The organism is Sphingobium quisquiliarum P25, assembly GCF_000445065.1.
In the GTDB taxonomy this organism is placed as follows: domain Bacteria; phylum Pseudomonadota; class Alphaproteobacteria; order Sphingomonadales; family Sphingomonadaceae; genus Sphingobium; species Sphingobium quisquiliarum.
Genome location: NZ_ATHO01000157.1, coordinates 1 through 15,438, shown reverse-complemented (window position 1 = coordinate 15,438; position 15,438 = coordinate 1). Strand labels below are relative to the sequence as shown.

At 55.7% G+C, this 15,438-nt stretch carries 6 protein-coding genes and 1 pseudogene; 1 reads left to right on the top strand and 6 read right to left on the bottom strand.

Annotated elements, in window-relative coordinates; all coding sequences use genetic code 11:
* Positions 1-67: 67 nt before the first annotated feature.
* The 3 genes from L288_RS39215 to L288_RS44285 form a co-directional block, all read right to left on the bottom strand.
* On the bottom strand, positions 68-4,231 hold the full coding sequence (locus L288_RS39215; protein ID WP_236613065.1) for a glycosyltransferase: 4,164 nt from the start codon (positions 4,229-4,231) through the stop codon (positions 68-70).
* On the bottom strand, positions 4,228-6,480 hold the full coding sequence (locus L288_RS42695; protein ID WP_084466067.1) for an FkbM family methyltransferase: 2,253 nt from the start codon (positions 6,478-6,480) through the stop codon (positions 4,228-4,230). Before L288_RS42695 ends, L288_RS39215 begins: the two co-directional genes overlap by 4 nt.
* A gap of 135 nt (positions 6,481-6,615) precedes the next feature.
* Positions 6,616-7,068, bottom strand: coding sequence for an IS66 family transposase (locus L288_RS44285; RefSeq protein ID WP_084466063.1), 453 nt, complete (start codon positions 7,066-7,068; stop codon positions 6,616-6,618).
* Between L288_RS44285 and L288_RS44280 the strand changes: the two genes are divergently transcribed.
* Positions 7,030-7,569, top strand: a complete 540-nt coding sequence (locus L288_RS44280) for a hypothetical protein (protein ID WP_408020632.1) — start codon at positions 7,030-7,032, stop codon at positions 7,567-7,569. The two genes, L288_RS44285 and L288_RS44280, sit on opposite strands and share 39 nt — an antisense overlap.
* A 75-nt stretch (positions 7,570-7,644) precedes the next feature.
* Here the strand turns inward: L288_RS44280 and L288_RS39205 are convergent, their stop codons facing one another.
* The 3 genes and pseudogenes from L288_RS39205 to L288_RS42680 form a co-directional block, all read right to left on the bottom strand.
* On the bottom strand, positions 7,645-9,078 hold the full coding sequence (locus L288_RS39205) for a class I SAM-dependent methyltransferase (protein ID WP_021239635.1): 1,434 nt from the start codon (positions 9,076-9,078) through the stop codon (positions 7,645-7,647).
* A gap of 103 nt (positions 9,079-9,181) precedes the next feature.
* Entirely contained in the window at positions 9,182-14,110 is a 4,929-nt protein-coding gene (locus tag L288_RS42150; RefSeq protein WP_161625676.1) for a glycosyltransferase, read from the bottom strand.
* Positions 14,111-14,583: 473 nt separating this feature from the next.
* Positions 14,584-15,365: pseudogene (locus tag L288_RS42680) on the bottom strand (IS5 family transposase).
* Positions 15,366-15,438: the final 73 nt, after the last annotated feature.

Here is a 15,438-nt window from a genome sequence, read left to right as displayed (position 1 = left end):
AGCCTACGCGACCGGATCGCCACCTCGGGGCCTAGAGGCAAAGCTGCCGGCTCCCGTGGCCGTGCGCCTATGCATGCAACTTTGCCTTCTTGTCGCTCACATCCTGAGCGGTATCATTGCAGGGTTCCAAAATAATGGATTCCACGGACATGTGTGTCCCCTTGTCGACCCAGACCCGAATTTCCAGATCCTGGATCGGACTGTCGAACGTGATCACGTCATCGATGCTCCAGTTGTTCCGGCCGCCCTTGATGGTGCCGCGCCAGTGAATCTGGGTGCCGCCATGCGACGAGACGTCCATATACTCGGTTCCCACCAGTTTTACGACATCGCCTGAGGCTATCATCCGATAGGATTGGCCTGCCATTGGCAAATGAGGACCATAGAGGAGGAAGCCCGCCCGGTTGCTGGTGCGGATATGTTTGCGATCAGGCACGCCGACAGCGGACTTCATTCGGCTGTCACTGCCCCACAGGCGCAAAATACCGTCGGGCATCCAGCGCTTGTAGGGCGTCTTTTGGCCCACCATGATTGACAGCAATGTTTCGGCGCTCTCCGCCCATGTCTGCCACGGGATTACGGCAGGGTTGGAAACCTTCCCCTTGGATCTGATCCACTTCGTTACCGCTTCCGATATCTTTCCCGGATCGCGACTGTCATCGAAATAGGTGGCCGCATCGCCCGCAACCTCGCGGAACACCGGAATGTCGCGCGCCAGCACGGGAAGGCCATGCCGCGCGGCCTCGATCAGTGGCAAACCAAACCCTTCGCCTTCGCTGGCGGCGATGAGACAGCTGCACGATGCGTAGACGCCATCAAGAAATTCATCGCTGATGGCCTCCAGCCAGAACAGCTTGCGGTTCAACTGCGTATGGCTGCGAAGATGATCGGCAAAATCATCCATCATCCATCCCAGCTTGCCGACCAGCACGAGATTGATCGCAATATCCTGGGCCCACAACGCCTCGAACGCTGCAAGCACCTGCCGCGCACCCTTGCGAGGTTCGATGGTGCCGACCATGAGGAATGAGGGATTCTCGCGCAGGGTCGACAATATGGCGTCGGCACTATCGGGAAGACCCGTTGTCGGGACGCTGTTTTCCGTGTCTCCGCCCAAGTGGAACCAGTTGATCTGCAACGGAATTTCTCGCTGCGTACCAAAATGCTCCAGCCAGTCAAGACAGGTATCCGCCACGGCTCGAGAGATGCAGGTGATGCCGTCGAACTGCGTGACAGCCTGAAGCCATGCATTGAAATTCTTCTGGTCGTCAGGCGCGAAGAAGTCCCCTAGTACAACAGGAAGAAGATCATAAATGATGAAATGTACGTTCACCCCATATCGACGCCACGCCTGAAGAAGTCCATGCTGCTGGATTGTAATTGTAGGGCTGAGGTCTAGACCAACAAACACGTCTCCCGGAGCAGGCTCGACGATTTGATCTTCGCACCAGCCATCCCAGATATTGAGGTATCTGCTAGTAAAGCAGCGGGCATATCGGAAGCCGGGCTTGTTAGTCTCGGCATAGACGGGTTCGACTATCCAACCGGCTGGTGTCTTGGACAACCAATGCGAAAGGATGGATCGCACGACGCGCTGGATGCCAGAACGTGCATCATGCTGAACCAACACTGATATATCGACCAAAAGCCGCTTCAGCCTCGGGCGGGGCGGGAAGTTGCGCGCGATGGATTTGCCCGCCGCCCCCCATTCCGCCGCATCCAAGCTAAGCTCGCTCTCCACGAGGGTGCGCACCAAGCCTGTTTCCTGCCTGGCCCCCTTCGCATAATAATGCTCGATCGCGGCCGCATATTCATCCCCGCAACGACGCGGCTGATGACGCTGTCTGATATGAGACCGGGCAGCTTCGCTCAATGCTTCTCGACGTGCGTGATCCCGCCAAAGAATGTTAAGCGCCTCGACCAAATCCTCTTCAGTGAACGCGTCGTCCATCAGCCAGACGCAATCGCTGGGCAGTTCTGCCATGGCGCCGTTTGCATTGATGATCGTCGCCAAGCCTGCATTCATGCAATCAAGCACCGTTCCCGATGTCTCGCCGCGAGACAATGCCCGCAGCTGCACTCCTACATCTCCCGCAACCAACCACTGACGAAACAGTGCCGTATCTGTCCACCCCGTGATCTTGATGCGGCCGTGAGGCCCAGCATTGCTGATCATGCGCTGCAAATCTGCGCCATATCCGCCGCCGTCATTCTGACCCACAAATACCAGATGACAGTGCGGATCCGCTGCCAAAGTGCTGGCGAGCCAGGCCGAGAGCAAGCGATCATTCATTTTGTGCTTGCCTAGCATGCCAAAACTACAGACCACGAAGTCGCTGGAACTTAGACCAAGGGCCTTGCGCGCCGCATTCCTATCCAGTCCGGGAAGCGGTTGCCGCAAGTGAGGTATCAGTCGCCAATCGTCAGCGGCGTGAGGTCCATACCATTGCCGCGCCAGTTGCCGCGAATAATCGGCATGAACAATGACACCCAACGAGTCCTGGATCACCTGCAAGTTGCATGGGTAAGCCCAAACAGCGTCTTCCACGTCTTGCGCCTGAAATCTTTGCACAACCGCAGGCCAGCCATGAGCATGCAGCAATTCACGCGCGAACCCGTTGGGATTGTCCCTCACCGCTTCACGATAATAAGATATTCCCGAAAGATAGAAATCATGCAGCACCACGACACCGGGATAGGTGCGCAGAAGATCAAACATGTGCATGTGAAATTCGGAATTACCGAACTGATACAATATCCGGTCGAATTCATGCGCGTGCTGACGGAACCAAGCTACGTCGCGAGCAGGATAATTTGCCGTGATGCTTACGTCGCTGATGACGTCCTGCACCACGACCACATCGATCTGATAGTGCCGGGCCAGCTCTGGCAGGAGCTCCGCGCTATAGTCGGCGATCCCGCTGGCTTCTGGTGGCAGGGGTGACAAGAAAGCCAGGCGCGGCCGCTTAAGGGGCGGGGCGACGGGCAAGGCGCGCTTTTCCTGTTGCCGGGCGTGACTTTCCTCCAGCGCAGCCCAGGCACGACGTGATGTCTTGTCCCAATCGAACTGCTCCGCCTGTTTCAGGCTATGGCGTTCCAGTTCCGCACGTTGCCTGTCGTCGGTCAGCAGGTTGGCGATCTTACTGCTCAGCGCCTCTAGATCGAAGGGATCGAACAGGGCGCTGTCCAATCCCACCACCTCGGGCAGGCTGGAGCGGTCGCTGGCGATCACCGCCCTGCCGCACTTCATCGCTTCCAGGACCGGCAGACCGAAGCCCTCATGCCAGGACGGGAAGACGAACAATTTGCATGACCTGTAGCAAGCAAGCAGATCGGCCTCAGGGATGAAGCCGGTCATGACCAGCTCTCCATCGGCCAACCCCAAGTTCGCAGCAAATTGAAGAAGGCGAAGGCGCTCCGGCTCCTGCACCGCGCATATGATCGCTAGTTGGTGCTCGCTCCGAACGGATTGCGGTATGCGAGCATATGCCTCGATCATACCTTCGATATTCTTCCGAAAGTCGATACCGCCCGTATACATAACGAACGGCCGCTCTATCCCATGGGCATGAGCCAGATGCGCCTTCATCTTGGCACTGACATCACCAGGGGTAAAATGTTCTTCTGCGGCAGTTGATATGTTGACCGTGTTGAGCGGATCAATCCCGAGGTAATCAATAGATTCCTGACGCGACGATTCTGAAATTGCCAGCAGCAGGTCTGCGTTACGAAGATAGCTCAGTTTATTCTCGTACCAAGATGCAAGCGTCACATCGCGAAGGTAGATGTCCCTGTGGATGAGTGGGATGAGATCGTAGAGTATAACCGCGGTCGGAACCGATGAGCTCAACTGCCCTACACTCGTGACAGCGTTGTCGCCCCACCCCTCGAATAGCGAACTGACGATCACATAATCGGGATTCAAGCTTGCAAGCGCACTTTCCCTTATCAACTCCGCTGCTCTTCGGCGCTCCGAATTTTCCGGGCCGGCCCCAAAATTGGGAATAGGTGCGTCCCACACGAAGATGTTTTCGGGAGGAACAAGGCCCGCCAAAGCCGCACGCAACGGTTCGTTAGACTCTGCAAATTCGCCATTGAGCGCGACAAAAACCTCATGCTCATTCCGGTTGCGGGCAAGCCACTGCGTCAAGGACAAGCCATAACGACCAATCCCCCGGAAACGGCTTGAGCCGCCTTGCGCGCCTTGCAGATCAATAACGATACGCATCATGCGTGCCCTTTTTCCAATGATGATGCGCCTTTCACATGCTGAAGCCGCAATATGATCCGACGTGCTTCAGGCCCCATATCGCTCGTGTCGACCGCCGTCAGGGGGAGGTCCGGCTTAGTCGCCTTGTTCACAAGGTCATTTATCACCCCCGCGTTGCCAGCCTGGGGCTGGTGCTCGGTTTGCGCAACATTCAGACGCTGCATCCCGGTGGTGTGGAGTAGTTGCAGCAGCGCTTCCTGCTCTTGACCTTGCTGCCGATTGCTCGGCTGATAGCGTCGGAACCAACGGCGCCTACGCTTATGCTGCTGCCGCTCCGATTGTAGTAGACGGTCAAGCTCTATCCACAATCCTCCGATCGACCGCGCCTCGCTCGATGTTGCTATATCCTTCTTAACCTGCTCTCTACTCGCTCCGCGACCAAGCATGCTCGAGTAATGCGCGAGACCGGTGGGATCCGGAGAACGATGCATGTATCGATGATATAGGCAGCAAATGAATTCAACATCGCTTTTCTTATCTATGACATCGATATATTCTGGTGAAGAGGAGATCTCAAAAAGCATCTTGCTACGACCTAGGCCCGCACGGATGGCGCTACTATGCAAGCGCAATTCAGATGGCTCGGGCTTTCTCTCTAAAATTAGTTTATAAGCTGCCGTGATAAATTGATCCAGTGGAAGAACCATTAGATCAATAATGTTACTGATATCTTGGGAGGACATATCGAGCACACGACCTTGATGCTTAAATTTGTTATAAATCCGAGAATTTTCGGATTCTGGAAAAATCGCAAATTGAGTTCCGTCTTCTAAATCCTCGGAATCACATATTGGGATAGGCGTCGTATTGCGATTTTTTATCGAATCTACAATACTTAATGTGAGGGGATCCACTTGGATATCAATTATTTTCTTTTCTAAAAATCTTTCTTTGAATAATATTCTGAAAAAAACCGCAATTTTCCAGCTTCTACTACTAATAATATTTTGTAAAATTTCCCTTTGATCTTTTATAATAGAAAAAATAATGTCAAATATATTTTTGTTATTTACTAGATTATTTTCTTGTTTTTTTATTATTTCATGAAGGGTAAATAATTCTTTATTGTGACTGTCGATCTGTATTTTGATTTGATCAAGACAATCTTGATAGGATTTCGCTAAAACAGCAATCGCTGAGTTATGCGCCTCTTGCTGCATAGCCAGGGCTTGAGTGAGGGTCCGTTCACGTTCACAGGCTGCTTCAAGTTGCTCCCGCGCCTTAGACACAATCTCATCCGTACGTGCCTGCAGGCCTTGTTCTCGCGCTAAGAAATTTTCGCGTGCCGCCTCTATCTGCTCATACAGCCTTGCACAACGCTGTTCCCAATCTCGCTGTTGAACATTCGCTGTCTGAATGAGCGCCCGCTCACGCTCTAACGCGGCATCAAGTTGCTTGCGCGCTTCAGATCGGACATCCGCAACAATCTTATCCGTACGAAATTGCAGGGCCTGTTCGTGGGCTGCGATGCGAGACTCCATGGCCGCAATATTTTGATCGTGCGCGCGAACGATCTCAATCACATGATCTGATTCTGGCGTAAGTTGGAAGCCGTCAAATATATTGGGAGGAAAATTGAAATGGGAAATAAGTTCTTTATGATCATTATGTATATAAAATCTATTGAGTCCATCTGAGTAAACGTGCTCATATCCTTTATTAATTACAATATCTTCCCATTCTATAAAATTACTTATCTGAGTCCCAGGATAGGTCGATTCTATAACGATTATCCAAGGTCGTCTGCTGGCGTCATTCCAGCCACTCAAAACAGCCTTTTCCATGCCTTCGACATCGATCTTCAACCAATGAATCTCGCGATCACGGCACAGAAAAAGAATATCGTCGAGTGTAACAGAAGACACTATTACAGGATAATATTTGAATTTATTAAACTTATGACTATCGGCAATCTCTTTATTTGAAGTAGATAGACCTGTTCCATCTATAATATAGAACTCACATATCCCATTTTTATTAGATACTATAGATTCTATAACTTGATCTCTTGGTCTATCTTTCCTGAGAAGATCCGCATATAATGGAACAGGCTCAACATGGATTCCATTCCAGTCTGCTTCTGAAAAAATTTTGCTCACAGAATCTTTAATAGGATGATGTGCTCCTATATCTATAAAGAATCCCCCGTCTATATGGCCTAATGCCCGCCATAACATAACGTCTTCAAAATTCTGAGCAAAGCTTTTCATATATTAATTCATGCCTATCGTGAATTAAATTCATATATTATTATTGATATTAAAGAACATATATCTCTGCTCAAAGCGCAATTATTCGCGCCATCCTATCTCAGTTCTGCCGCCGGCCAGAGCGAGAGGTCCGGCTTATCGGCAGGCGTCATGAACCCCAGGGGTGTGTGAGGCAGGATCGCGTTGAAGCCCCTCCACCACACCTCGATCTTGCTCTTGGCATCGTCCAAAGACAAGAACCAGTGTGTTGAGGCACTCATCACGCAGTCGGCCATAACGGACCAGCGACGGGGTCGTGGCGCCGGAGCCGCGATCATCGACGGCGTAAGCCCAGAGCCTGCCAGGCGCCGTTTTGCCCCGGCCCGGATGAAGCATGGGAACCGGGGTATCGTCGGTATGGATCTTCGAGGCGGTCAGGCCACCCTCGCGAATGCGACTGACGATCGGATCGAGCAGCACGGATGCTTGCCGACCCAGCCCGCCAGCGTCGAGCGGTCGATCTCGATACCCTTGCGCCGCCATGATCTCGGCCTGGCGGTAAAGCGGCAGATGATGATCGAACTTGGGAACGACGACGTGGGCCAGCATGCCGAAGGTAGCCTTGCCCCGGGCAATGGCTTTTGCCGGCGCGGGTGCCTGCACGATCTTCTCGCAGGACCGGCAGCTATACTTGGGCCGGATGGTCCGAACGACACGCTATTGCACCGGCACAGCATCAAGCATCTCGTCGCTCTCCTGCCCCAGAGGCCGCAGCGCGCCGCCGCAGTCAGGACAGGTGCAGTTACCCTTCTCAGGTTCGATCCGCTGCTCCTCGCGTGGCAGATGGGCGGGCAGCGCTCGAACCGGCGATGGCCGATCGATCGCTACTGGACCACCTCGACGCGCGGCGGTGACGCTGGCCTCGCCTTCGTGCTCTTCGAGCACAAGCTCAAGCTGAGCATCGCATCGCCTCAAGAGATTTATAATCCGGCACACCAGCCCTCGACTTTGGCTATCTCAGCCCGAGCAACTCGAACAGGAAGCTGGTATAGCTTGAATGAGCTTATCTCGGTGTCCGCCGAAGCGGCAGCAGGTCAATCATACAAGTAATCGTTTGCAATCCAAAACTACGCAAATACCTGTAGCAATCAAGCTCCCATAATGCCTTATTCAACCAGGTCTCGCCTAATCCCTGCGTGGACTCCGCGTTACGGAAAGGGTAGTTAATGCAAAGGCCAAAGTCCGGCGGTCGTCGCTTTGCGGCAGAACATCGACCGGGCGAAGACCTTTGCCATGACAAAGGTCGATCATCAGCGGCGCATCTCGCGCAATGCCGAACGGCACCGACATATGCGTAGGGCCGGACAAGAACGCAGACAGGACCGGCGTGCCGTTTATGGCGATCGACAGGGGCTGGGCTGTCACGGCGCCGGCCACAAATGGTCTGAGCGAAAGATTGAGCCACCATGTACCGGCGTCATGGGTCGGCCACAGGACCGTCATTTTCGATCGTTCGCCATCGGTCCATACATGGTGTCGTTCCGGCAAGGCCCAGCCCGTTTGCAATATGACGGGTAAGGGGGCTTCCGATGAGAAGCGGATGACTTCCTCCGCCGCATAGGGGGGAACGTCTTTCAGCGCCACCTTGCAGGAGAACCCGCTATCCCGCACGGATTGGTCGCCGGCTAGAGCGATCCTGAACGTCATGTCACCCGACAAGGGGGGACCAAAGGGGATGACCACCGGCGTGTCGACGGGCATATCGTGGCAAAGCTGGTCACGGCCTAGGGAATGGCTTTCCTCTGCCAACACTTCGCCATCGCGGACTAGCGTCTTGGTCAGGACAAGAAGGCTGTCCGGCTGAGCCGGCCAGGGCTCCAGTCCATCATTGACGATCCGGAAAGTGACCGTTTGGGGTTGCCCGAACTGGAACATGTCGGGCACGGCGACCAGCGGGCTGATTTGTATCCTCGCGCCCTTGAGTTCCCGCTCATTGTAAGCACGCGCGGCTTCACCCAGTTCGGTCAGTTTGCGAGCTACTTCCCGCGTGTCGAAATCCTGCCTTGCGTCGGGCAGGGCGCACCAGAAATAATCCACCAGATAAAGCCTGTGTCCGGGACGGCTCGCTGACCACTCCGCCGCTGCGCGCACGTCGGCAAAACGCGGGCGATAATCATCGCCACAAGCAATACCGTTGGGCGATAGTCTGGACGTCCAGAATTTGACGTTCCGGTCTAAGATCGGATTGGTGTGGACCGCGTCTTCATAATAGACATCGACCGGGATGTCCCAGTCCCCTACCCCGTCCGGGCTATAGGCCTGGATCGGCCGAATGTTTGGACAGTCCTTGATATATTCCCTGAACTGCTCGATCCCATATTTGATGCCATGGGCCTGTTCCAGGCCGCGCACACCTTGGTTGCCCTCCCAGGGATCGATGCAATAGACGGTGGCGTCTTGAGGAACGCTCTTGGCCCAGGCCCAGCTCGACCGCCCGAACAACGATCCCACCTCGACCACGCAGCCTCCAGTGGGCACCAGCGAGGCCACGGCTTCAATGGCTTGAAGCTGAAATTCGCTGACCTGGCCTGGAATATCGAGATTATAGGGCAATGGCATTTCCTCGTTACGGCAAAGCCGGGCCGTAGCTCATGCACGACTGAACGGCTTTGCGGACCTGAAGGCCCTTGGATATATCAATCCTACTTCTGCACATCGGGCTTCAGGCAAGCAGAGCTTCTTCAACTGGCTCGCTGTTCTCGCTTGGATGGGGAGGAACGTCGATATTCCATACTCGCACGCTGAGCTGCCGAGGATCCTCGTTGATGCCGAGGTCGCGCGGAGACACGACATGCAACGCTTCGATCGTCACGGTTCTGACCGATATGTCATCGACTGGGAAAAATCCGAACGTGCAGTCTTGGACATCCAGCAAAGGCAGGAGGCATGTCCCGACCGGGACGCCATCGACGGCAACCTTCAGTTCCTGATCTTCGCCCGGTGGGGCAAGGCAGTCCATGCGCATTCGCAGGCATGATACGCCTGGTGCAAGCATGACCTTCATTTCCATCCGGTGCGCCATGCCCCAGCGTCCACCATCCAGCTCTGCAGTCGGGTTCCACCCCTCACCCCACAAAACCCGCTCGACGCCTCGGTCCGCCTGCTCTGGATTCTGTCCGGAATGCAGCGCTTCAAGCCTCAAAAGCCGCAGCCCAGTGATACAGATAGCGCGCCAATCGCCCTCCACACGTTCTCCTTCGCTACCGTCGGGCGCATGGTCCGTAAAGCGGAACCGCATCAGCGCTTCGGGATCGAGGATGGGCCCGCTTACGCGGCATGGCGCACTGATCGAACCTCGCTGGCCCGTTGGAAATTCCAAAACATACTGATGGTCGCCAACGGATAGTGCGAGGCTGTCTCCTTCCTTCCCGGACAGCAGGCGACAGACATCCATCTCAAAAAAGCCGCATCCTTGGGGATCAATGTCCAATTGCGTATCGAAGGCGGATGACCACAATTCACCATCACCTTGGAAAAACCAGTCCTGACCAACCCGGCGCGATCTGGAGATGCCAGCCATCTTGCGGCCATAGTCCACAATGTCCTGACCCGCATCGAGGGTCAGATGCGCTGGATGAGACCGATTTTGGTTGAAGCAGATGGCTTTGATCATGACGACTGGCCTGCGTCCGCCGGCTGACGGCCTGACCACTACATCAAGCTGCAAAGGATCCGACATGCCCAGGATCGACTGGCCGATGGTTACCGCATGGATCATGCCATTTGCAGGTATGTCGATCGTTTCCAAAAACTCGCCATTGGCAAACAGGGCAGCTTGCGTCGGCCTTCCATTTATAGCAACATTTCCAAGCGCAAGTTGCACATCCAGGGCTTGCCCCAACGCGAAACGCGCCAAGCCAAAATTGAGGCGGATCATGCCTTGCGTGGCGCTGATCGCATTCCCCGCTACCTCACCGAGCTGCACGTAATCGACGACCGACAGCCAGTTGTCGAGCGATGGTGAGGGGCGATAGGGGTTGTTGCTGAGCACGGTGCCCAGATTGACCGAAGCCGGATGGTTGAGCGTCTGGAGCACCGACGGCATTGCGCGCAACATGTTGGGCGCGTCAACCGACAGGGCGGCATCCCCCAACCAGAAAGCGACCAGACCAATGCCAAGCCTGCGCGTGTCGGCGGAGTCAGGTGCTATGTCCTTTACCGCACACAGATTGTCGGCTTCCAAAACGATACGGACCTGCGTATCATCGCCCAGCGCCTCGCGCGGAATGCGCACCCGGCTGACATAGACATCCGATCCCGCCCTGTCTGGCCGCTGCGCATTGAAAACCCATTTGCCAATGGCGCTGTCGTTGACCTTGACGACATAGGTTCTTTCGTCGCTGGCACGCTTCATCACCTTTGCCAGAACGGAAAAGACGAGATCATCGTCAGCCGACCGCGCCAAGCGCAGCGACAGGCTAGGCGAAATGCTGCGCGACCAGCAGCCCCAGCCTTCCGGTGCCGCCCAGCCACCGCCCAGATAACGTCGGCCGTTCGTCTTGGCAGTGACCAGAACTACCGAACCCAGTGTATAAGGTTCGGCTTGGCGCGCAGGACATGGCATGTCGAGAACAGACACGACCCCTTCAGTCGTATCCTTCCACGACAGGGGAACATAGCCCGATGCGATCTGCCCTTCGCGATAGCTACGCGCGGTTTTCGAGCTGGCATAATGCTGTATCAATGCCGCCCAGGCCTTTCGGTCCAGGGGATCGAGTAGATCCGTAAAATCAGGCGCGATTTCCTTCATCGACGATGCGTTGGAGGCCAGGCATATCTTGCCGTGCGCCAGGCTTTCGCCAACTGGCAATCCCCAGCCTTCGTAGAGCGAGGGATAAACGGTGAAAAGGCAAAGGTCGTACAGTTCCGCTAGGGACGCGTCGTCGATGTCGGTCAGGATGTGGATCCGATCCTTAAGACGACGATCCTCGCTGATCGCCCGAGCCAGTTCGGTTCCGTTCCACGCGACGCCGCCTACGATGACAAGATGGGGTGTGGCATCCCCCATCTTGTCATGAAGGATGGCCCATACATCGGCTAGCAAACCATAATTTTTGCGGATATGGATACCGCCGACAGCGAGGATGAAGGGTAATCGTAAAAACTTCGCGGTGGCCGCCATCCCATTGTCGCTGCGCTCGCCACCAAGGTCGCCGATGTCGTCGGCCAGCTTGATCCGCGCCGCCGGTGGCATTGCAACCCCGAATTCGTCACAAAACTCGATCAGGTCGTTCAGCGTACTTTGCGAATAGACGATCATTCGCGAACATTGCGCTACAAGAGCACGGCAATTTTCGTTCCAGACCTGCGCATATCCGACGGGATACCATTGCGGGAACAGATAAGGCGTCATGTCGTGCATGAGCACTGAAAGCCTGAGGTCATGGCGCCGTGCAAATTCCCCCAGGTCCGAAACATATTCCGGATTCTGCATCCAGCTGCTACCAACCGACACAATATCGGCATAGCGCTGCGGATCATCGTCCTGAAAAACGGGGAGCGCCTTGTCGCTGCGCAGGGTCGTCAGATAGGAAGCGACCAGATTGTGCGCCACAATGTCCTTCGGCACAGTGACGAAACCAGCGGAGGCAGAATGGTAGCAAACGAATTTTACGTCCAGACCCTGCTGCTGAAGCAGCTGCGAAGCCAGGGCGCATTCGACCCGTACAATGCCTGACAGGGTCAGTGCGTTGTTGACCCATGTCGTAATGTCGAACACCAGCCCGCCGGTTCGGTGCCGTTCAACCGAGACGGGGTCGGCCGCTTGTGGCCCGGGCAACCGCGCTTTAATGCGCGCGGTAACCTGCCGGTACACGTCCACCGTTCCGCGGGCGTAATTCTGCCAGGAATATGTCTGGCGCACATGAGCCTTCTGCGCCTCTACCCTTTGCGGGTCCAATCCTTCACTCCATGCCTCCATGATCGCGGTGCGGATGGAGAGGGTATCGGCAGGATCGCAATAGCGCGCGAAGTCACCGAAATATTCGCGTTCTCCCGATCGATCGCTCAGGACCAGGTGGGCGCCTGCCGCAGCTGCTTCCAGTGCGGCCAGCGGCGCTCCTTCCGCCCAGCTTGGCAATGCGAACACCCGCGCGCCTGCCAGCGCCGACCGCAGCATTTCCGACCCCGGTTCAAGGCGAGGGACATGCAGGACATTGTCGTCCCCGAACCGTTCGATGAGCGCCAGATATTCGTCGTCGACATTATGCCCGGCCAGCACCAGTTGTATTCCAGTGCCCGCCAGCGCCGACGCCAGCATCAACTGGTTCTTGCGATGCTCCAATCGGGCAAGACACAGGACATAATCCTGAACACCATATGTCTCACGAAAGAGCGAAGGATCGCCGTCTGCGAAATGATCCCCATCAACCGGGTTATGAACAAGGAAAGCTTTGTCCGCAGGTGCACCAGTAAGCCTTTCGAACAACCGCATTTCATGCTGGCTGAGGAAAATTATTCCATCGGCCAGTTGCCCGATTTCCTTAAGGGCGTCGATGTAGCCCGGCTCAGGTTCGACGAGGCTTTCGTTGGCATCTTTCGCCAGCCTAGAAGCCTGGCGCATCATCCTGCCTGCGTCTTCAGCATCGTCTGCGTTGCGAAATACATGCAGCAGATCGACCTGCCAAACCGACGCTTCGGACAAGTCCAGGATGATGGGAGAAAAGATCAGCGTCCTGCCGGCAGATTTCACCTTTCGCGCGATCTCGACAGCTTGTAGGGGCGCCCAGATATTGAAAAGATGAACGATATCGCTCGATAATGCCTGCTTGTTCAGATTATGGCTGTAATGAGCGTTGATCCCCAGATCCTGAATTTCCCTCTGGGTCCGGGGCACGCGAACGCTCGGTCCGCCAAGCGTCGTATCTTCCGCGCCATGGGTCAGCAGGGTGACGCGGCCGAGCCGCGGCAATCCGGCATGGGCCTCTCCCGTTGCCGAGCCGTCCCCGGCAAGCTTTGCGAACAGCCGCTGGAACAATGCGTCGTGCTGCTCCGCCCAGTTATCCCAGGTCATATGCCCGATGGCGTTAGCAAGGGACCTCTTGCTTTCCACCAACTCTGTCAGGACCGCACGCAACGACTGCGCATCCCCTTTCTCGAACGGGATATGAGGGAAGTCCCTGACCCATCCAACATTCGATGCGATAACTGGCGTTCCGCATGCCAGGCTTTCCAGCACGGACATCGGGCCGCCTTCGTTGACGGCAGGGACGAGGACATAGTCCATCGACCTGTAGAAATCCGGCAGCTTGTCTTCAGCGATGTGCTGCGCGGGGCCAGGCCAGCCAGCGCCGGTGAAATGCCATTCGATGCCTGGAACATCCATGACCGCGCGGACCAGCGCCTCGCCTTTGCGCCCGGTGTGATAGGTTCGGCCAACGACGCCGATGCGGACCAGAGGTTTGAAAAGATCCAGATCGACGCCGGGCGATATGCAGATGCTGTCCGTAACGCCAAGGCTCCGCACGATCTCATCCGTCATGGGCGACATAGATATAGCTATATCTATGTCGCGCGCCGCCTGATCAAATCGCTCGGCCGCTGTGGCATCCTGTTCCCTGTGGGTGAAGAGCGCCAATTCTATCGGCGACACTCTCCGGCTCCGGCATCCATATGTAATATAGTATTGAACTTGCGCGAAATCATCGGGCTCCGACGAATAAGTGACATAGGCGAGTCTTTTGGATATCTCTACAGCAAGTCGTTCAAGTATCCATCCTGAATCCGAAGTGACTATATGAACCTTTAACTTCTGCTTCATCAAAATAATCTCACTACTACCGAATTTCATACCAATTCTATCCAGATTTTCGCTCTTTACTCTATTCTTACCTGTGCTTCGCAAGTAGATGTTGCAAAGCCTCCCTCGTGGGTGATGGCGGAACGGGACGTGCTTGAAGGCGGATTATCCAAAGTGAATAAAGCTAGAAAAGACAATCATATGTCAAGGGAATGCCTCGCCCGGCAACGGCATAGATTGTTATACTGCTACGACCATGTTCGACATTCGGAAAAGTGTGATGACCGCGCCATGGTAGAGGTCGATCCCAAGCGGCAGCACATAGTCTAGCCCCCGTTGACAAAAGACTTCAGCCATAGCCGGGCGGCGGCGAGGTTGAGGAAGCTCTCGAACGACAGGGCGGTCTTGTCGTAGCGGGTGGCGATGCGGCGCTGCTGCTTCAGTTTGCCGAACATGCGCTCGATGCGGTTGCGATCCCTGTAGCGCCGATAGTCTGGATGGACTGGAGCTTTCCGGTTCGACCGGGGCGGGATGATCGGCAGAATGCCGCGCATGAGCAGGTCTTCGCGAAGCCGGTCACCATCGTAGCCTTTGTCGGCGAGTAGCGCCTTGGGCTTGGGGAGTGGCAGGGCCATCAGGTCATCGACGGCCCCGTAATCCGAGGCTTCGCCGCCGGTCAGGATGAACCCGATAGGCAGTCCTTGATTGTCACAGCGGGCGTGGACCTTGCTCGTAAAGCCGCCGCGTGATCGACCAAAAGCCTGCGCACAAGCCCCCCTTTTCCGCCCACTGCCGAGACGTGGCCGCGAACCGTGGTGCTGTCGATCATGTGCTGCCAGTCGTCGGTTAAGCCCAGATCGACCAGCGTTTGCAGCAGGGCATCCCAGACGCCTTGCTCGGCCCAACGCCGGAACCGGACATAGACCGAATTCCACTTGCCGTAACGCTCATGCATGTCCCGCCAGGGACAACCTACCCGTAGCACGTGAAGCATGCCGTTGAGAAAACGCCGGTTATCGCCAGCAGGCCGCGCCCAGCGCCCCCGCTCAGATGGTAGCAGCGGGCCGATCAGCTCCCATTCCGCATCCGACAGATCCCCACGGCCCATGACTGCTCCCCAAAGGGCAGCCTTGAATCAGAATCTGAGCCGCTTGGGAATCCCTTTTGTCAACACGGCCTAG